The organism is Aquaticitalea lipolytica (genome assembly GCF_014641635.1).
GTDB lineage: Bacteria > Bacteroidota > Bacteroidia > Flavobacteriales > Flavobacteriaceae > Aquaticitalea > Aquaticitalea lipolytica.
Window position 1 is genome coordinate 388,970 of sequence record NZ_BMIC01000001.1, and the last position, 20,202, is coordinate 409,171.

The 20,202-nt window shown below is 32.2% G+C and carries 13 protein-coding genes; 12 read left to right on the top strand and 1 reads right to left on the bottom strand.

Annotated elements, in window-relative coordinates:
- Nucleotides 1–68: 68 nt before the first annotated feature.
- From IEW41_RS01765 to IEW41_RS01795, 7 genes are all read left to right on the top strand, one after another.
- Entirely contained in the window at nt 69–563 is a 495-nt protein-coding gene (locus tag IEW41_RS01765; RefSeq protein ID WP_188604620.1) for a hypothetical protein, read from the top strand.
- 71 nt (nt 564–634) lie between these two features.
- A complete protein-coding gene (locus IEW41_RS01770; RefSeq protein ID WP_188604621.1) occupies nt 635–1,438 on the top strand; it encodes a helix-turn-helix domain-containing protein in 804 nt (267 codons plus the stop codon).
- A gap of 268 nt (nt 1,439–1,706) precedes the next feature.
- On the top strand, nt 1,707–3,479 hold the full coding sequence (locus IEW41_RS01775; RefSeq protein WP_188604622.1) for an AMP-dependent synthetase/ligase: 1,773 nt from the start codon (nt 1,707–1,709) through the stop codon (nt 3,477–3,479).
- 119 nt (nt 3,480–3,598) lie between these two features.
- Nucleotides 3,599–4,054 (top strand): MarR family winged helix-turn-helix transcriptional regulator, encoded by a 456-nt coding sequence (locus IEW41_RS01780; protein WP_188604623.1) that lies wholly within the window; start codon nt 3,599–3,601, stop codon nt 4,052–4,054.
- Between the two features lies 1 nt (nt 4,055).
- On the top strand, nt 4,056–6,464 hold the full coding sequence (locus IEW41_RS01785; protein WP_188604624.1) for a 3-hydroxyacyl-CoA dehydrogenase/enoyl-CoA hydratase family protein: 2,409 nt from the start codon (nt 4,056–4,058) through the stop codon (nt 6,462–6,464).
- 4 nt (nt 6,465–6,468) lie between these two features.
- A complete protein-coding gene (locus IEW41_RS01790) occupies nt 6,469–7,659 on the top strand; it encodes an acetyl-CoA C-acyltransferase (protein WP_188604625.1) in 1,191 nt (396 codons plus the stop codon).
- Between the two features lie 27 nt (nt 7,660–7,686).
- Entirely contained in the window at nt 7,687–9,489 is a 1,803-nt protein-coding gene (locus tag IEW41_RS01795) for an acyl-CoA dehydrogenase FadE (RefSeq protein WP_188604626.1), read from the top strand.
- 97 nt (nt 9,490–9,586) lie between these two features.
- Here the strand turns inward: IEW41_RS01795 and IEW41_RS01800 are convergent, their stop codons facing one another.
- Nucleotides 9,587–12,781, bottom strand: a complete 3,195-nt coding sequence (locus IEW41_RS01800) for a RemA C-terminal-like gliding motility protein (RefSeq protein ID WP_188604627.1) — start codon at nt 12,779–12,781, stop codon at nt 9,587–9,589.
- A 237-nt stretch (nt 12,782–13,018) separates the two neighbouring features.
- Between IEW41_RS01800 and IEW41_RS01805 the strand changes: the two genes are divergently transcribed.
- From IEW41_RS01805 to IEW41_RS01825, 5 genes are all read left to right on the top strand, one after another.
- On the top strand, nt 13,019–14,332 hold the full coding sequence (locus IEW41_RS01805) for a DUF6265 family protein (RefSeq protein ID WP_188604628.1): 1,314 nt from the start codon (nt 13,019–13,021) through the stop codon (nt 14,330–14,332).
- Nucleotides 14,333–14,335: 3 nt separating this feature from the next.
- Nucleotides 14,336–15,670, top strand: a complete 1,335-nt coding sequence (locus IEW41_RS01810) for a M28 family metallopeptidase (RefSeq protein WP_188604629.1) — start codon at nt 14,336–14,338, stop codon at nt 15,668–15,670.
- Complete coding sequence (locus IEW41_RS01815) at nt 15,671–16,246, top strand: YdeI/OmpD-associated family protein (protein WP_188604630.1); 576 nt, start codon at nt 15,671–15,673, stop codon at nt 16,244–16,246. It begins immediately after the preceding gene.
- Between the two features lie 23 nt (nt 16,247–16,269).
- Nucleotides 16,270–16,890, top strand: coding sequence for a DUF8453 domain-containing protein (locus tag IEW41_RS01820; protein ID WP_188604631.1), 621 nt, complete (start codon nt 16,270–16,272; stop codon nt 16,888–16,890).
- A 78-nt stretch (nt 16,891–16,968) separates the two neighbouring features.
- Entirely contained in the window at nt 16,969–20,199 is a 3,231-nt protein-coding gene (locus tag IEW41_RS01825; RefSeq protein ID WP_188604632.1) for a WD40/YVTN/BNR-like repeat-containing protein, read from the top strand.
- Nucleotides 20,200–20,202: the final 3 nt, after the last annotated feature.

Here is a 20,202-nt window from a genome sequence, read left to right on the forward strand (position 1 = left end):
AATGCAGTAGAATCAAATACCTTCGTTTATTTGAAACCATTTAAAACATTACAATAAGAAAAAACAAAATGGCATTACTCACCAAGACAGAAAAAAAATTCTGGCAACGTCATTATCGTATAGAGAAATTGGCAGATATTCCTCAAGAAATGAAAGGCATTGTGTCAATAGATTCAGATTTAGATGACGATTATCTTCTTTATGTAACCTCACGAGTATCAATCATTAGAGCTTTCGATTTAGAGAATACAGATGTTACTGATGAAGGCATAAAACTTATTAGTACTGTAAAACATGTCGAAAAATTAGAACTTAAAGGTTCTAAACAAATTACAAATACCTGTTTGACTTACATTAATAATTTAAGAGAATTAAAACTACTCAATTTAATGAAGACCAACATATCACTGAACGACATTACGATTCTAAAAGATTTACCTAACCTAGAAGAACTTTATTTGTCTTCAGAAGAAAGCGACGAATTCAATTTTGAAAGAGTTATTCAACTTAAAGAAACACTTCCAAACTGCAAAGTATTTATTAATTATAATAGCTTCGAATAGCTTAATTTATTCAATAAAAGTGAAGTGTTTTAAAAGAAAAACATTATTTTTCTTTCTACTAAAAGACAATAATGAATCTTACGTATTTCGATAATAATAAAATACCACATATAGTAGAAGAATACTTTGAGTTATCTTTTTCAGATTCGTCAGTTCCATTTCAGTCTTTAATTTTACCATTAGAGTTTACTAACATAACTCATATAATAAAAGGAGATCAAAAATCTGTTTTTAGAAAAAAAGAAACACAACTTGAAGATTTAATGCTATCTGGTCAGTTTTTCAGATCTTATCAATTTATTGTAAATAGTGAATCAAAATCATTTGGTATAAGTTTTCATCCTACAGCTTTATACAAGATACTTCAAACTGACATTTCAAAATTCGAAAACAAGCATGTGCTATTAAAAGATTATAATACAGACTTTTATAATTCAATTAGCACAGTTTTAAAATCCAGTAATTCTTCTAAAAAAATTTCACAAAAGCTAAGCGTTTTTTTTGGCACTTATCCTTTAAAAACCGACAAAAATACAGAGCATATTGATAATGCTATAAAGCAAATTAAAGCTAAAGAAGGGTTACTAAATGTTGGCGAAATAGTAGATGAGTTATTAATTTCGCAAAAAACTTTAGAAACACAATTCAAAAAAATAGTTGGCTTAACTCCTGGTAAGTATATACGTAAATATCGCTTTTTAAAATTGATGAAAAAGTATCAAAGCCAAGTAATAAATCTAAAAGATTTAATTTATATGTATAACTATTATGACCAATCACATTTCACAAAAGACTTCACTTTATTTATGAAAGAAACTCCAAAAGCTTATTTCAAAAAGGAGTATCCACTTATTAAAAAATATTTAAAAGAATAATAATTACGATTTTTTACAATACTATCCTTTTTATTGTACTTAATTTTAAACTGAATAAAAAAAACCTTAAATAAACTTAATTATAAGGGTTATAAAAGTTTTATTTATTAGTTATTAGTTAGTTATTAATAGGGTTTTGGTTATATTTATTCAACAAATATTCCCGAATCGAAGGAGCTGCAAACATTTGCAGCTCCTTTTTTGTTCTTTCGTTTGAAAATCGTCTTTAATTTCATATTTTGCAGCACTTCAAAACTCTTACTAACTAATGACAGACATTACCAGAATCTTTGATTTTCCATATTATCAACTAGAAAAATTCAATTTAAAAAAGGCGTTTACCACTAAATATAATGGGAAATGGCATTCTATTTCATCACAAGAATATGTAAATCAAGCCAACGCAATAAGTAGAGGTTTACTGCGATTAGGAGTACAACCTAATGATAAAATAGCAATCATTTCTAGCACAAATAGAACCGAATGGAACATTTTAGATATTGGTATTTTACAAATTGGAGCTCAAAATGCTCCAATATATCCTACCATTTCTGAAGAAGATTACGAGTACATATTAAATCACTCTGAAGCTGTTTATTGTTTTGTTTCAGATATGGAAGTATTAATAAAGCTTAATGCTATAAAAGGTAATACTAAATTAAAAGGAGTTTATACGTTTGATGATATTTCTGGAGAAAAAAATTGGAAAGAGGTTTTAGAACTTGGAAAAGACAAAAACAATCAAGACGAAGTTGAAGCAAGAAAAAATGCAGTAAAACCAAGTGATTTAGCCACTTTAATTTATACATCAGGAACAACAGGAACACCAAAAGGTGTTATGCTGTCACATAGCAATTTAGTATCTAATGTTTTAGATAGTGAAAAACGCGTTCCGTTTGATTATGGTAAATCTAAAGCATTGAGTTTTCTACCAGTTTGTCATGTTTTTGAACGAATGATACTTTACTTATATCAATTTTGTGGTGTAGAAATATATTTTGCAGAATCAATTGAAAAGATGAGTGAAAATCTAGCTGAAATTAAACCAAATGTTATGACAGCTGTTCCTCGCTTATATGAAAAAGTGTATGATAAAATCATAGCAAAAGGAAGCGACCTTACAGGAATTAAAAAAACACTTTTCTTTTGGGCAGTTAATTTAGGTTTAAAATATGAGCCTTATGGAGCTAATGGATGGTGGTACGAACTACAACTTAAATTGGCAAGAAAATTAATTTTCAGTAAATGGAAAGCTGGTTTAGGCGGAAATTTAGATTTAATGGTATCTGGTAGTGCAGCATTACAACCTCGTTTAACCAGAACCTTTGCTGCGGCACAAATGCCAATTATGGAAGGATATGGACTTACTGAAACATCGCCAGTAATTTCTGTAAACGATCAACGCAATGGAGGTTTTAGAATTGGTACTGTTGGTCGTGTTATAGATAATGTAGAAGTTAAAATTGCTGAAGACGGTGAAATATTAGTGAAAGGTCCTAACATCATGCAAGGCTATTATAAAGACCCTGAAAAAACTGCAGAAGTAATGACAGGTGACTATTTCCATACAGGTGATATAGGTGAAGTAAGTTCAGATGGCTTTTTAAAAATTACTGACCGCAAAAAAGAAATGTTTAAAACATCAGGCGGAAAATATGTGTCTCCTGCATTAATCGAAAATCAATTTAAACAATCTCAATTTATTGAGCAAGTAATGGTTATTGGTGAAGGCGAAAAAATGCCAGCTGCACTAATTCAACCAAATTTTGAATTTATAAAAGATTGGATTAAACGAAAAAACAAAAATATCAAAACGGACAATGCTTCAATTATTTCATCTGAAGAAGTTAAGAATCGTATTCAAAAAGAAATAGACTACGCTAACACTCATTTTGGAAAGTGGGAGCAAGTTAAAAAATTCGAGCTAACACCAGATATTTGGTCAATAGATGATGGTCATCTTACTCCTACTATGAAAATGAAACGAAAAATCATAAAAGAGAAATATCATAATCTTATCGAAAAAATATATCGCTCATAATATCTTATCTCCTTATTCTTTTAAGGAGTTTTTTTGTCTTTAAATCTTAGTTAATTTTTTAAAATTTATTATGCGTGCATAATAAATTTTTGTATATTTGACTTTCCAAAAAATATACAATGAAAGACAAAACCATCGACTACGTACTGAGAACCACATGGTTAGCTGTTACAAAAATGTACAACGAAGAAGCAGCAAAGTTCGAAAGTACTATGGCAACTGGTTTTGCTTTGCTTAGTATTGACCCAGAAAAAGGAACACCATCAACATCACTTGGCCCAAAAATGGGAATGGAAGCTACTAGCCTATCTCGTACGCTTAAAATGATGGAAGAACGCGGATTAATTATTAGAAAACCTAATCCTGAAGATGGTCGTGGAGTATTAATTTTTCTTACCGATTTTGGTAAAGAAAAAAGAGCTTACTCTAGAGAAAAAGTTTTAACATTCAATGACACTATTAAAAATAGTATCTCAAAAGAGAAATTAGATAATTTTTATGAAGTAGCTGAAGTCATAAATAATATGATATCAAATAAAAACATATACACTCAAAAAGAACATAGTTTAAAATAATATGAGCACACGCAGAATTAAAAAAATAGCAATTATTGGTTCCGGAATTATGGGAAGTGGTATTGCATGTCATTTCGCTAATATTGGTGTTGACGTGCTATTACTAGACATCGTACCTAGAGACCTTAATGATGCTGAAAAAGCTAAAGGGTTAACTTTAGAACATAAATCGGTAAGAAATCGTATTGTGAACGATTCACTTACTGCTTCATTAAAATCTAAACCTTCACCAATTTATCATCAATCTTTTGCAAGTAGAATTACTACAGGTAATCTTGAAGATGATATTGCAAAAGTAAAAGATGTCGATTGGATTATGGAAGTTGTTGTTGAGCGACTTGACATTAAACAACAAGTGTTTGAAAAACTTGAAAAACACAGAACTCCAGGTACATTAATCACATCTAACACATCTGGAATTCCTATTCATTTTATGAGCGAAGGTCGTAGTGAAGATTTCCAAAAACATTTTTGTGGAACACACTTTTTTAACCCAGCACGTTACTTAAAATTATTCGAAATCATACCAGGACCAAAAACTGATGCTTCTGTATTAGAGTTTTTAAATGGTTATGGCGAACAATTTCTAGGTAAAACATCTGTTGTTGCTAAAGATACACCAGCATTTATAGGTAATCGTATTGGAATATTCAGTATCCAAAGTTTATTTCATGCAGTTAAAGATTTAGACTTAACTATAGAAGAAGTTGATAAACTATCTGGACCAGTTATTGGTCGTCCAAAATCTGCAACATTCCGTACTGTTGATGTTGTTGGATTAGACACTTTAGTTCATGTAGCAAACGGAATTAGAGAAAACTGTCCAAATGACGAACGTAAAGAGTTATTTGTTTTACCAGATTTTATTAATAAAATGATGGAAAACAAATGGTTAGGAAGCAAAACAGGACAAGGTTTTTATAAATTAGTTAGAAATGCAGATGGATCTAAAGACATTTTATCTTTAGACTTGAATACTTTAGAATACAGAGCTAATAAAAGAGCAAGCTTTGCAACTTTAGAACTAACTAAAACGATTGATAAAGTAGTAGATCGTTTTAAAGTATTGGTTTCTGGTAAGGATAAAGCTGGTGAATTTTACCGCAAGAGTTTTGCAGCATTATTTGCTTATGTTTCAAATCGTATTCCAGAAATTACTGATGAATTATACAAAATAGATGATGCCATGAAAGCAGGATTTGGTTGGGAGCATGGTCCTTTTCAAATTTGGGATGCTATTGGTGTAGAAAAAGGTATAGAAATAATGAAAGCTGAAGGTTTAGAACCAGCAGCTTGGGTTAACGATATGCTAGCATCAGGAAACAAATCTTTCTATTCTATAAAAGATGGAGCAACTTACTTTTATGATATTCCTAAAAAGGCACAAGAAAAAATTCCTGGTCAAGATTCATTTATCATACTAGATAATATTAGAAAATCAAACGAAGTTTGGAAAAACTCTGGTGTAGTAGTTGAAGATTTAGGTGATGGTATTCTTAATGTAGAATTCCAATCTAAAATGAATACTATTGGAGGAGATGTTTTAGCTGGATTAAATAAGGCCGTTGATTTAGCCGAAAAAGATTTCGCGGGATTAGTTGTAGGTAATCAAGCAGCAAACTTTTCTGTTGGTGCTAATATTGGGATGATTTTTATGATGGCTGCAGAGCAAGAATATGACGAGCTTAATATGGCAATCAAATATTTCCAAGATACAATGATGCGTATGCGTTATTCATCAATCCCAACAATTTCTGCTCCTCACGGAATGGCTCTAGGTGGTGGTTGTGAGTTATCATTACACGCTGATAAAGTTGTAGCAGCTGCAGAAACTTATATGGGACTTGTAGAGTTTGGTGTAGGTGTTATTCCAGGTGGTGGAGGTTCTAAAGAAATGGCTTTAAGAGCTCAAGATACTTTCAGAAAAGGTGATGTAGAGTTAAATACACTTCAAGAGTATTTCTTAACTATAGGTATGGCAAAAGTATCAACTTCTGCTTATGAAGCATTTGATTTAGGTGTTCTTCAAAAAGGAAAAGATGTCGTTGTTGTTAATAAAGACAGACAAATTGCAGTAGCCAAAGCACATGCAAAATTAATGGCAGATGCTGGTTATACGCAACCTGTTAAACGAAATGATATAAAAGTACTTGGTAAACAAGCATTAGGAATGTTTTTAGTAGGTACTGACTCAATGAAAGACAGTAAATACATATCAGAACATGATATGAAAATTGCGAATAAGTTAGCTTACGTGATGGCTGGAGGTGATTTATCAGAGCCGACACTTGTTAACGAACAGTATTTATTGGATTTAGAACGTGAAGCTTTCTTATCGCTTTGTACAGAAAGAAAGACTTTAGAGCGTATTCAACACATGTTAAAAACCGGAAAACCGTTAAGAAATTAAAAAAATGAAACAAGCATATATAGTAAAAGCATACAGAACCGCAGTTGGCAAAGCACCAAAAGGCGTGTTCCGTTTTAAAAGAACTGACGAGCTAGCTGCTGAAACCATCCAGTATATGATGAAAGAGCTTCCTAATTTAGATAAGAAGCGTATTGATGATGTTATAGTTGGTAATGCTATGCCTGAAGGCTCACAAGGATTGAATATGGCTCGATTTATTTCACTAATTGGTTTAAATAGTGTAGATGTTCCTGGTGTTACAGTAAATCGTTTTTGTGCTTCTGGTATTGAAACAATTGGTATAGCAACAGCAAAAATTCAAGCTGGAATGGCAGATTGCATTATAGCTGGTGGAGCAGAAAGCATGAGCTCTGTGCCAATGACAGGATTTAAACCAGAGTTAAATTACGACACAGTTAAAGCTGGTCATGAAGATTATTATTGGGGAATGGGTAACACTGCTGAAGCGGTTGCAAACCAATTTAAAGTATCTCGCGAAGACCAAGATGAATTTGCATATAACTCTCATATGAAAGCTTTAAGAGCTCAAGCTGAAGATAGATTCAAAAATCAAATCGTTCCTATTGAAGTAGAGCAAACTTACCTTGATGAAAATGGTAAAAAAGCAACAAAAAAATACACAGTAACTAAAGATGAAGGTCCTCGTGCAGGAACAAATCTTGAAGCACTTGCAAAACTACGTCCAGTATTTGCTGCTAACGGAAGTGTAACAGCAGGTAACTCATCACAAATGAGTGATGGAGCAGCTTTTGTAATGATTATGAGTGAAGCAATGGTTAAAGAGTTAAATCTTGAGCCAATTGCTCGATTAGTCAACTACGCTGCTGCAGGAGTTGAACCTCGTATTATGGGAATTGGACCAGTTAAAGCAATTCCTAAAGCTTTACAACAAGCAGGTTTAAAGCAATCCGATTTAGAATTGATTGAGTTAAATGAAGCTTTCGCATCGCAATCATTAGCTGTAATACGTGAACTGAATTTAAATCCAGATATCATCAATGTTAATGGTGGAGCCATTGCATTAGGTCATCCACTTGGTTGTACTGGATCAAAACTTTCTGTACAACTGTTTGATGAAATGCGTCAGCGTAATATGAAAGGTAAATATGGTGCTGTAACTATGTGCGTAGGTACAGGTCAAGGTGCTTGTGGAATATTTGAATTTTTAAACTAATACAAAACTTAATACAACAATAAAAAAATGGAAGCAACAGAAAAAGACATCTTACGTGGAGGTCAGTTCTTGGTAAAAGAAACAAAATGTGAAGACGTTTTTACTCCTGAAGATTTTAATGAGGAGCAAAAAATGATGCGTGACTCTGTAATTGAGTTTAATGATCGTGAAATTATCCCTCATAAACCACGCTTTGAAGCAAAAGATTATGCTTTAACTGAAGAAGTAATGCGTAAAGCTGGAGAAATGGGCTTTTTAGGTGTTGCTGTTCCTGAAGCTTATGGTGGATTAGGAATGGGATTTGTTTCTACAATGATTGTATGCGAATACATATCTAGTGGAACAGGTTCTTTTAGCACTGCTTTTGGTGCTCATACAGGTATTGGTACAATGCCAATTACATTATATGGTACAGAAGAGCAAAAATTAAAATATGTACCAAAATTAGCAACAGGAGAATGGTTTGGAGCATATTGTTTAACTGAACCAGAAGCTGGTAGTGATGCAAATTCTGGTAAGACAACTGCTGAGCTTTCTGCTGATGGTAAATCATATAAAATTAATGGTCAAAAAATGTGGATTTCAAATGCAGGTTTCTGCAAGTTATTCATAGTATTTGCTCGTATTGAAAATGATAAAAACATTACAGGCTTCATCGTTGAAAATGACCCTTCTAATGGAATTACTTTAGGAGAAGAAGAACACAAATTAGGTATTCGTGCATCTTCAACACGTCAAGTATTCTTTAACGATACAGTGGTTCCTGTTGAAAATATGCTATCAGAAAGAGGTAATGGTTTTAAAATTGCTATGAACGCTCTTAATGTTGGACGTATTAAATTAGCTGCTGCATGTTTAGATTCTCAAAGACGAATCACAACATCTGCTGTTCAATATGCAAACGAACGCAAACAGTTTAATACACCAATTTCAGATTTTGGAGCTATTAAATATAAGTTAGCAGAAATGGCAACTAATGCTTATGCAGGTGAATCAGCATCATATAGAGCAGCTAAAAATATTGAAGATAGAATTGCTATGCGTGAAGCTGCTGGAAACAGTCACCAAGAAGCAGAACTTAAAGGTGTTGAAGAATATGCGATAGAATGTTCTATTTTAAAAGTTGCTGTATCAGAAGATGTACAAAACTGTGCAGATGAAGGTATCCAGATTTTTGGTGGAATGGGCTTTTCTGAAGAAACACCAATGGAAGCTGCTTGGAGAGATGCTCGTATTGCACGTATTTACGAAGGTACAAACGAGATTAATCGTATGCTTTCTGTTGGAATGTTAGTTAAAAAAGCAATGAAAGGCCATGTAGATTTATTAGGTCCTGCAACTGCAGTACAAAATGAACTAATGGGAATTCCTTCTTTTGACACACCAGATTATTCTGAATTATTTGCTGAAGAAAAAGAAATGATTGCAAAACTTAAGAAAGTATTCTTAATGGTTGCTGGTGCTGCTGTGCAAAAATTTGGTCCTGAACTAGATGGTCATCAACAATTACTTATTGCTGCTTCTGATATATTAATTGAAATCTATATGGCAGAATCTACAATATTAAGAACCGAGAAAAACGCTAAGCGTTTTGGTGAAAAAGAGCAAGAAATACAAATAGCTATGGCTAAATTATATTTATATAATGCAGTATCTATAGTTGAGAAAAACGGTAAAGAAAGTATTATTTCATTTGCTGAAGGCGATGAACAACGTATGATGTTAATGGGATTAAAACGTTTTGTTAAATACACAAACTATCCAGATATCGTAGATTTACGTAAAGCAATTGCTGAAAAAGTTAAAGCAGAAAATAAATACTGCTTTTAAAGTTCCCTTTATTTATTAAATAGTTAATTAGTAGCAAACAAAAAGCCAATTCATTTAATTGAATTGGCTTTTTAAATATGAAAAAGTTAGAGGAATTTTAATTAACTAGAACCTTTTTAGTTAATAATCTTTCAGATGTTTTTACCTTAATTATATAAGTACCTGAACTCAATCCAGAAACCTTATACTCAGATACATTATCTTGCTTAATATTATTTGTTATATAAACAGGTTGCCCTAGTAAATTGTATAATTCTATGCTTTCAATATCTTGCTGATTAGAATTAATAACAACAATGCTCTCTATAGAGTTTGTAAAATTTGCATCAAAACCAGCTAGTTCATTTTCATTAATTCCTAAAGTGTCTTGATTGCTAAATGTTATTTCAAATCTATCAACATGCATTCCACCATTTAAATTAACACTGTAGTTACTTAATCTTAAATCATGATAGATATTTAATACTTTATCATGTAAATAAATATTTACATCTGCAGGTACGTTTTCTAATCTATCTATTGAGATAGTATTTATTCCTGTAATATCTGTACGTATTTCAAGTGGTAATATAGTTTGAGAATTAATTTCATTTGTCCCTTGAATTACAAATTTTTCATTTTCAATTACCCAATACATATCGTCTATTAATGAATCATATAAATGTCCATCATAGCCAAAGTCAATAGCTTGTGTAGCGTTAGAATCAACTGTTACTAATAATTGTCTATGAATTTGATTAACAGAATTAAACCCAATTCTTAACTTCATTCTAGTATCACCATCATTTGTGTCATTTGAAGCTGTTGCTTCATTTGAACGCATAAAAACTGAGCTAGCATTTTCTTTTTGAAATACTCTTTGGCTGTTTCTGAATTTAATAGTTCCTGTTGCTTCACCTACAACAAAAAAGCCTTGTGAAACTGGAATATATCTTCCAGGTATTTTAGTTGGAGTACCTCCAGTAGCTACATCAGGATCGTTTGTGCCTTTAGATGCAGATGGTAATCCACCTGATAAATTATATGTTGCGTATCCACCTTGGTATTCTGAAAGCACATGAGAACCTCCTCCCCAATGTTCCCAAAAATATAATGTTCCAGTTGTAGCACCACTACCTTCAATAATAGGTGCATTATCTAGTATAAACTGATGCGCATCTATTGCTGATGGATAAGGGTTGCCTACTAAATAGTCATTACCAGCATTAATAGTTAAGTTTATATCTCCATTATTAGGTTTTCCAGTAAACACATAGTTTTGTTGGTCAGCAATAGAACCAGATCCTGGTCCTTTCATAGTATAACCTTCACCAGCATAAATAATTCCATTACTTCTTATATGTTGCCAAGCTGAATAATCATTATCTAGTTGATTAGCAAATTTCCAAATCCAGTAATCTGCGATTCCTATTGGAGATGTATTAGTTCCATTATAACCAGAGGTTAAGAAATTAATATTTTGTGTCCCATCTCTCATTACGTTTTTAACATTATAGCCATTGTTATTAGATGTTGTATTACTAACTCCAACAGGAGATGACCAATAGTTATATGTAAATTTATCTGCTGTACCTTGTTGGTCTCTTTCTATTTTTCCAGAAGATGTTACGGCAAGTTCGCTATTTTGAGTTTGTATTAATTGAGATTCTCCCTCTAAATCAATATTACCATTTAAATTAAGATACCAGCTATTAAAAATTCCTGAATCATTATTTACAGTAAGCTTCTTTCCTGAATCGATTATTAACCCAATGGTATTATGATTAACATTTGTTGTTAAATTATCAGATATTTTTACAATTGCACAATTTGGGTGTGCTCCTGAAATATCCCAAACACTTCCATACAACCAATTGTTTGGATCTGACCAATTCCCATTTCCGCCAGCTTTAGTAACGTAAGGTAGAGGAGCTGTTTTGTCTTGATATGTTCTCATGTTATGAAGATACCCATTACTAGCATTTATTGATTTATCAAGAGTTTGCCCTGTATTAAGTACGTCCATGCTATAATACAATTCTAAATCGCTCCATAATAACCCATCAATATTTTTAGGAATAACTTTTCCTCTTACATTTCCTGCATTATTTTCAATTTCTTGATTAATCTGTCTATGTAATTGGTCTGTTGTAAGTGCTTTTTTATAAACCCTTGTTTCATAAATAGATCCTTCAAAGTAGTTATTATCATTTTCAGTATTTCTACCAATTTCAAAATCGTGGCTAGAATTCCAACTCGCTTGATTATCTAATACATTACCAAGAAGTAGCGTATATTCCCAAACCATATCTCCATTTAAATACAGTTGAATAGTTCCTTTGTTTCCATCATAAATTGCGGCAACATGATACCACATTTCAGTACTTAAAACTGGTGAGTTAAAATTAGGGGTAGTTATTGAGTTAAGTGTTATGCCATTTGTTTTTACAAATGTTTTTAATCTTCGGTTAGAATCTAGAAAAATTCTAAAATTACGCTGTCCCATTATCTCTCCACCATCAAAACCATTATCAAGTTTAATCCAAGACATCATAGTAACTTCAGGCTTATTTCCTAAAAATGCAGACCTATTAATGTAATCGTCAACACCATCAAAATCTAAAGTTAAGTTTCTTACATCACTAAATGCTATTTCCCATCTATCATTAACAGTAGATGTGCTTCCTACTGCATCCATGGAAATTAGAAAAGTAACAGTACTAAAAACGCCATTTAATCTTACACTTCCAGATGCAGTACCATCTAAAGGTGGTCCACATTCAGACGGTAAACTATTATAAGTTTTACCTGCTTCTCTACCAACAGTTGTAGAAGTTGCAACAAAATGCGAATCATTTCCAGATAATCTTGTAAATGTTATTCCAGGTGTTAAAATTGTAACTAAAGATGAAGATGTTAAACTACTAACTTCTCCTCCGCCAAGTCTATCAAAATGTAATACAGGGTTCTCTACTGCTGTACTAAAATTAAAAGTTATTTGTGCTGAATTTGGAAATGTATGTCTAATACTTAACGATGGATTACCAACAATAGAAGCATCACTATAAGCTGAATTATTACAACCCATAGTATCATTTGTTTGAAAATCATTTAAAATATAAGAAGTCCCTGAACCGTAATTAGTAGCAGTTGCTTCAATATTTATTCCTCCTGCTGTAGTATTCCATTTAGTTGATGCTCCGCTTCCTGATGCAACCCATAATCCTGAGTTTTGTGCAGAAATACTATAAGAAGTAATTATAAAACAAAAACATAGTATGTTTTTGACTAATAGGTGTAGAGAATTTCTCATAAGTAGGCATTTTAAATTTGTATTTTAGGTTTGAGGGTAGAACAAACATAACTTCCATATAACTCATTGATAATAAAACTCTTTAAGCGGTTATAATTTTCGTTAAATAGCAGAATGATGCATTCTTTTATCGATTAACTACATATAATATTTAACAAAAACACAGTGCATCTTATTCAATTTCAAGGCCTTTTGAATATAAAAACCATGAACGCAGCTAAATTGAAATAATTTTTAATGATTCTTTTTAGTAAATTAGAGCCTCTTAATAATGAATCTATGCGACTTTTAATTATTGTTATCCTCATTTTGTTCAATTTTCAAGTAAAAGCACAGTCAAATACAGAAGTTTTTCTTTTTGACTTGAGTACTGAAGATGGAGTATTTATACTTTCTAATTTTAAAAACATCTCAGAAAACGAAGGCTACGACAATCAGCCATCATTTTTAGACAATAACACCATTTTATTTGCTTCTACAAGAAATGGTCAGACAGATATTTTAAAATATGATTTAAAATATAATCTAAAATCATGGCTAAATTTTAGTGAAGGAAGCGAATATTCTCCCTTAAAAATCCCAAAGAAAAATGCAGTTACTGCAATTAGATTAGATAAGGATGGAACTCAAGTTTTAAGAACATACGATTTAAAAAATGGTGAATCTGAAAAATTAATTGATGATATTGTTATTGGCTACCATACTTGGTTTAATGAAAACATATTAGTGTCTTCAGTTTTAGAGGATGATTATTTATCACTTTATGTAAGCAATTTAAATACACATAAAAATCAAAAAATAGATGAATACATTGGTCGTTCTCTCCACAAAATCCCAAATACAGAGTTAGTCAGTTATATTTCTAAAAAAATTGATAGTACTTGGGTAATAAAATCTTTAAACCCAATTACTTTCGAAACAAAATTAATAACAAAAACACTACCTCTTACAGAAGATATGTGTTGGCTATCTGATGGAAGTATATTAATGGCAAAAGATGGAATATTATATAGATACCAAACAAAAAAAGACCCAACCTGGAGAGAAGTTGCTCTGTTTAAAAATTTTGGAATAAACAACATTTCACGTTTAACAGTTAGTCCAGATGGAAAAAAAATATCTGTTGTTGGTGAAATGGTTAATATTAAACTTGAGCCAAAGCTAGAAAATATTAAATGGATTGCAGGCAATTGGAAAGGTGAAGCGTTTGGAGGGCAAACAGAAGAAAACTGGAGCGAGCCTTCTGGTGGCTCAATGATGGCAACATTTAAACTAATTGATAATAATAAAGTTGCATTTTATGAAATTGAAATTATTCGTGAAGTTGAAAACTCACTTATTTTACAATTAAAACACTTTGACAATGACTTAAAAGGCTGGGAAACAAAAGATGAAACTGTAGACTTTCCATTAAAAGAAATCACAGCCAACAAGGTGGTTTTTGAAGGTATGACTTTTGAAAAAATTAATGATAACGAAATGAATGTTTATGTTGATATTCATCAAAAAGACGGCTCAATTGAAACTGTAAAATTTAACTACAAAAAATAATTTATGAAGTCTATTTTTATTACCTCTCTCCTACTATTTAACTTTTTTTCTTCAGCGCAAACAGATCAAAAGATATATGATATTATTAATTCGGTTTCAGAAGATAGAATTAAAAAAGACGTTAAAATTTTAACCGAATTCGGAACACGAAACACGTTTAGCGATACAGTTTCTAACACTCGTGGTATTGGCGCAGCGAGACGTTGGATAAAAAATGAATTTGAAGCTATTTCTAAAGATTGTGCTAACTGCCTAAATGTGTTTTATCAAAAAGATTTTGTAACTAAAGAAGGAAACAGTCGAGTACCTCATGATGCTTGGATTGTTAATGTTATTGCCATTCAAAAAGGGACAAAATATCCTAATCGCTACATTATAATGAGTGGAGATATCGACTCTCGTGCTAGTTATACTATGGATTTTACAACTGATGCTCCTGGAGCAAATGATAATGCATCAGGTATGGCAGGAACTATTGAAGCTGCACGAGTTTTGTCAAAATATAAATTTGAAAACAGTATTATTTATGTTGGCCTTTCTGGTGAAGAACAAGGACTATTTGGTGGCGCAGGATTAGCTGCTTATGCAAAAGAAAAAGGTTGGGATATTATTGGGATTCTCAACAACGATATGATTGGTAATATTGTAGGAGTAGATGGTGTTATTGACAATCGAACATTTCGCATTTTCTCTGAGCCTGTACCTCCAACTGAAACCGAACGAGAACGTAATGCGCGTCGCTTTTATGGTGGTGAAGTCGATGGTATTTCACGACAATTAGCACGTTACGTGTATAAAACAGTAAAAACATATATGCCAGAAATGAATCCAATGATGGTATATCGTTTAGATCGTTTTGGTCGTGGTGGTCATCATCGTCCGTTTAACGATTTAGGTTTTGCAGGTATCAGAATTATGGAGGCTCATGAAAATTATACACAGCAGCATCAAGATATTCGAACTGAAAATGGCATCAATTATGGAGATACTTTTGAACACGTAAATTTTCCTTATGCAAAAAAATTAACTGCTGTTAACGCCATAAATTTAGCAAGTTTGGCTTCTGCTCCTCCTGCACCAAAAACAGTTGCTATTGGTGGTATTGTAGAACCATCTGCAAAACTAAAATGGGATAAAGTTGAAGGAGCAACTGGTTATAAAATTTATTGGAGAGATACTACATCTCCCACTTGGGATAATAGTAGATATGTTGGAGATATAACTGAGTTTGTTTTAGAAGGTATTGTTATTGATAATTTTTATTTTGGAGTTGCCTCAGTTGGCAAAAATGGTCATGAAAGTGTAATCGTATTTCCAAATCAAATTCTTAGAAATTAAATGTCAGAATTACAAGAGCATTATTTTAAAACCGATGAAGAGTGGAGAGAATGGTTACACAATAATCATTCATCATGTAAAGGTATTTATCTTATCTTTTATAAGGTTGAACATGAGAATGACTCAATGCGATGGGAAGAAGCAGTAAAAGTAGCCTTATGTTATGGTTGGATAGACTCAACAGTTAAAAGTTTAGGCAATGGAAAACGCAGACAGTATTTCACACCAAGAAATGAAAAAAGTGTTTGGAGTGCTTTAAACAAAAAATACATTAAGCAATTAATTAAAGAAGATTTAATGCATCAAAGTGGTTTAGCTAAAATAGAAATTGCCAAACAAAATGGAAGTTGGACAGCATTAGATGATGTTGAGAATGGTATAATCCCAGAAGACTTGCAAATTCAATTTGATAAAAACCTTGATGCATACAATAACTATCAAAATTTTGCGCCATCATACAGAAAAAGTTATTTGTATTGGCTCAACCAAGCTAAACGAGAGGAAACTAGACAAAAACGTATAACTGAAATCATTAAATTGTGTACCAATAACATAAAAAGTAAAGGTGATTGGTAAGTGTATTAATTAAATTTATTCTAATGGCTGAAGAGAAAATAAAACCTAAAAAAAAGAAAAAAAGAAAATTAAAGACGTGGAAAATTAACTGGACCACTGATAAAATAATGAGTACTTCAGCACTATTCATAAGTGTAATTTCATTAATAGCTTTATTATATCAATCTTTTCTTGCAAGAGAAGAAAACAAACTCATTCAAAAACAACAAAGTGCTAGTGTTTTACCTTACCTCAACCAATGGCAAAGCAATTATAATGGAGAGTTTAAACTTATTATTGGAAATAAAGGTGTAGGTCCTGCATTTATAAATAAAGTAGAAATTGTTTTAGATTCTACTAAAACCTTCAGTAATACTGATGATTTATTTAATGAAATTTTTAAAACAGCAGAAGGACTTGACACTATACCTCATACCACGAGTACATTAATTAGTGGTTTTGTATTACCAGCCAATGATGATATTAAAATAATAGAATTGAAAGATGCCGATAATATCTTAAAGTTTCAAAAAGAGCTTAATAAAAGAAATATTTCTTTCAAAATAACTTATGCTGATGTTTATGGAACTGAATGGTTATTAAGTAATTCAAAAGATGAAAACAGTAGCGCTAATATTCCTGTATTGATTTCAAAAACAAAATAGCTTAACAAAGTTTTAAGATATCTAAGTTAAGTTTTAATTAATTTTAAAAGTTTAAAAAACCAACTCAATAAATATATTATGAAAAATTTCCTAACCTCTGTAATGCTTCTATGCGTTACGCTTCTTGCAGCACAAGATTTCTCAATGGACTTAGTTAAAAACATGAAACCTCGAAACATTGGTCCTGGAGGTATGTCTGGTCGTGTTACTGCAATAGATGCAGTGCATAGCAACCCAGATATTATGTTTGTTGGAACTGCCTCTGGTGGTTTATGGAAATCTTCTTCGGGAGGTATTAAATGGGAACCAATTTTTGATAAAGAAGTAACAGCTTCAATTGGTGCAGTAGCAATTCAACAATCAAATCCGAGTGTCATTTGGGTAGGAACAGGTGAAGGAAATCCGCGTAATAGTTTAAATGGTGGTTATGGTATTTATCGTTCGCTAGATGGTGGGAAAAACTGGTCACTAATGGGCTTAGAAAAAACCAGACATATACACCGAATTATTATCGATCCAACAAATCCAAATACAGTATATGCTGCTGCAATTGGATCACCTTGGGGAGAGCATCCAGAACGCGGTATTTATAAAACTACAGATGGTGGTCTAACTTGGAATAGAATTTTATTCGCTAATAATAAAACAGGTGCTGCGGATTTAGTAATGGATCCAACAAATCCAAATAAACTTATTGCAGCTATGTGGGAACATAAACGTGACCCATGGTTTTTTAATTCTGGTGGTGAAGGTTCAGGATTACATATGACACACGATGGTGGAAAAACATGGAAAAAACTAACTGATGAAGATGGATTACCTAAAGGAAATCTTGGTCGTATTGGTGTTGCAATAGCTCCAAACAAACCAAATATAGTTTACGCGCTAGTAGAAGCTGAAAAAAATGCACTTTATAAAAGTGTTGATGGAGGTTTTAATTGGAAAATGATAAACGATAAAGATGATATTGGAAATAGACCCTTTTACTATTCTGAAATTTATGTAGATCCTCAAAATGAAAATAGAGTTTACTCAATTTATACTTACGTAAATGTAAGTGAAGATGGTGGTAAAAGTTTTGATATGCTAATGCCTGCATATGGTGTAGATAATGGTGTGCACCCAGACCATCATGCATGGTGGATTCATCCAAAAAACGGAAATTTTATGATTGATGGGAATGATGGTGGGATGAATATAACTAAAGATGGTGGTAAATCATGGCGCTTTATTGGCAATCTTCCTGTTGCACAATTTTATCATATTAATGTAGATAATGAGTTCCCTTATAATGTATATGGAGGAATGCAAGATAATGGTTCTTGGAGAGGTCCTGCTTATGTTTGGAGAGCACAAGGAATTCGTAATAGCTACTGGCAAGAAATAAGTTTTGGTGACGGATTTGATGTTGTACCAGATAAAGACGATTCACGTTATGGTTGGACAATGAGCCAACAAGGTTATGTACAACGTTATGATTGGCAGACTGGTAATAATTATATTGTTAGACCAACACATCCAGAACCAAATGTTGAGTTACGTTTTAATTGGAATTCAGCCATAAATATTGATCCTTTTAGCAATAGCACTATTTACTTCGGAAGTCAATTTGTACATAAGTCAACAGATAAAGGTGAAACCTGGACAATAATTTCCCCTGATTTAACAACCAACGATCCTGAAAAACTTAAACAGGCTGAAAGTGGTGGTTTAACAATGGATGCTACTGGAGCTGAAAACCATTGCACCATTTTAGTAATAGAGCCATCACCAATTGAGAAAGATATGCTATGGATTGGTACAGATGATGGTCGCGTACATATTACTCAAAATGGAGGTACAACTTGGACAGAAGTAACCAAAAACATTAAAGGGTTACCAACTGGTAGCTGGATTCCGCAAATTAAAGCATCAAACAAAAACAAAGGTGAAGCATTATTAATAGCTAACGATTATAGACGATTTAACTATACTCCTTATGCTTACAGAACCAAAGATTATGGAAAAACATGGACTCGTATTGTTGATGAAAATGATGTAAAAAGCTATACATTATCTATTGTTGAGGATATTGAAGAACCAAATTTAATGTTTTTAGGTACAGATGACGGATTGTATATTTCTGTTAACGCAGGAGAAAAATGGACAAAATGGACAGAAGGCTTCCCTACAGTTTCAGTTAAAGATTTAGTTATACATCCACGTGAGCACGACTTAGTAATAGGAACATTTGGAAGATCTGCTTGGGTGTTAGACGATATAAGACCATTACGTGAGATGGCTAAAAATAAACAGCTTATATATCAAAAAATAGAACTTTTTGAACCTCCTATTGCTTATCAAGCTGCATACCAACAACCAACAGGTAGCCGTTTTGGTGGTGATGCAATGTATAATGGCGAAAATAAAGGTTTTGGTGCCATTTTCTCATATTACTTAAAGGTTGATGAAAAAAAGGAAGATGCAAAAGGCAACAAGGATAAAAAGAAAAAAGATGAAGCTTCAGATAATGAAAAAGATGATTCAGCAGCTGAAGACAAAGCAGTGATTAAATGGGATTCTTTATCATTGCAAATTTATGATGGAGAGCGACTAATTAGAACGTTAAAGCAAAAAGCACCAGAAAAAAGCGGAGTACATAAATGGACATGGTACATGGATGAAGCTGGTGTAGAAAGACCATCAAAATCTACAAGAAAGAGAAATAACGAACCAGGAGGAGCATCTGTAAAGCCTGGTAAATACAAAGCTGTTTTAACTTTTGGAGATCTAAAATCTGAAGAAATGATAACTGTAAAAACCGATCCAAGATTAGATGTTTCTTCAGCTAATATTAATGAAGTTTACGCTGCATCAAAAGAATTGGAAAACATGCAACAAACTGCTGCAGATGCAGTAAAACAATTAGTAGAAAGTAAAAAAATTGCCGACGCTTACCAAAGTGATTTAAAAAAATTAGATAAAGACACTTATAAAGAGCAAATAAAAGCATCAAAAGATATTATTAAAAAGATAGATGATATTATTGATATTTATCTTGGTAAAGAAGACAAACGACAAGGTATTACTCGTAACCCAGAAATTACTGTAATGGAAAGATTAGGTAATGCTAATGGTTATGTTCAATCAAGAAAAAATGGATTGACAACTACAGAAAACACTTTAATAAAACATGCTAAAGACGAGTTAAATAGCGCATTAGATAAAACCAATACTTTTTTTAATAACGATTGGAAAACCTACCAAAGCACTATGGAAAGCCTTAAAGCTTCACCATTTAAAGAAACAAAAACCTTTAAATTAAATTAATTC

Coding starts and splice junctions, on each gene's coding strand:
- IEW41_RS01765 (WP_188604620.1), top strand. CDS start 69: ATGGCATTACTCACCAAGACAGAAAAAAAATTCTGGCAACGTCATTAT.
- IEW41_RS01790 (WP_188604625.1), top strand. CDS start 6,469: ATGAAACAAGCATATATAGTAAAAGCATACAGAACCGCAGTTGGCAAA.
- IEW41_RS01770 (WP_188604621.1), top strand. CDS start 635: ATGAATCTTACGTATTTCGATAATAATAAAATACCACATATAGTAGAA.
- IEW41_RS01815 (WP_188604630.1), top strand. CDS start 15,671: ATGTCAGAATTACAAGAGCATTATTTTAAAACCGATGAAGAGTGGAGA.
- IEW41_RS01785 (WP_188604624.1), top strand. CDS start 4,056: ATGAGCACACGCAGAATTAAAAAAATAGCAATTATTGGTTCCGGAATT.
- IEW41_RS01810 (WP_188604629.1), top strand. CDS start 14,336: ATGAAGTCTATTTTTATTACCTCTCTCCTACTATTTAACTTTTTTTCT.
- IEW41_RS01825 (WP_188604632.1), top strand. CDS start 16,969: ATGAAAAATTTCCTAACCTCTGTAATGCTTCTATGCGTTACGCTTCTT.
- IEW41_RS01775 (WP_188604622.1), top strand. CDS start 1,707: ATGACAGACATTACCAGAATCTTTGATTTTCCATATTATCAACTAGAA.
- IEW41_RS01805 (WP_188604628.1), top strand. CDS start 13,019: ATGATTCTTTTTAGTAAATTAGAGCCTCTTAATAATGAATCTATGCGA.
- IEW41_RS01800 (WP_188604627.1), bottom strand. CDS start 12,781: ATGAGAAATTCTCTACACCTATTAGTCAAAAACATACTATGTTTTTGT.
- IEW41_RS01795 (WP_188604626.1), top strand. CDS start 7,687: ATGGAAGCAACAGAAAAAGACATCTTACGTGGAGGTCAGTTCTTGGTA.
- IEW41_RS01820 (WP_188604631.1), top strand. CDS start 16,270: ATGGCTGAAGAGAAAATAAAACCTAAAAAAAAGAAAAAAAGAAAATTA.
- IEW41_RS01780 (WP_188604623.1), top strand. CDS start 3,599: ATGAAAGACAAAACCATCGACTACGTACTGAGAACCACATGGTTAGCT.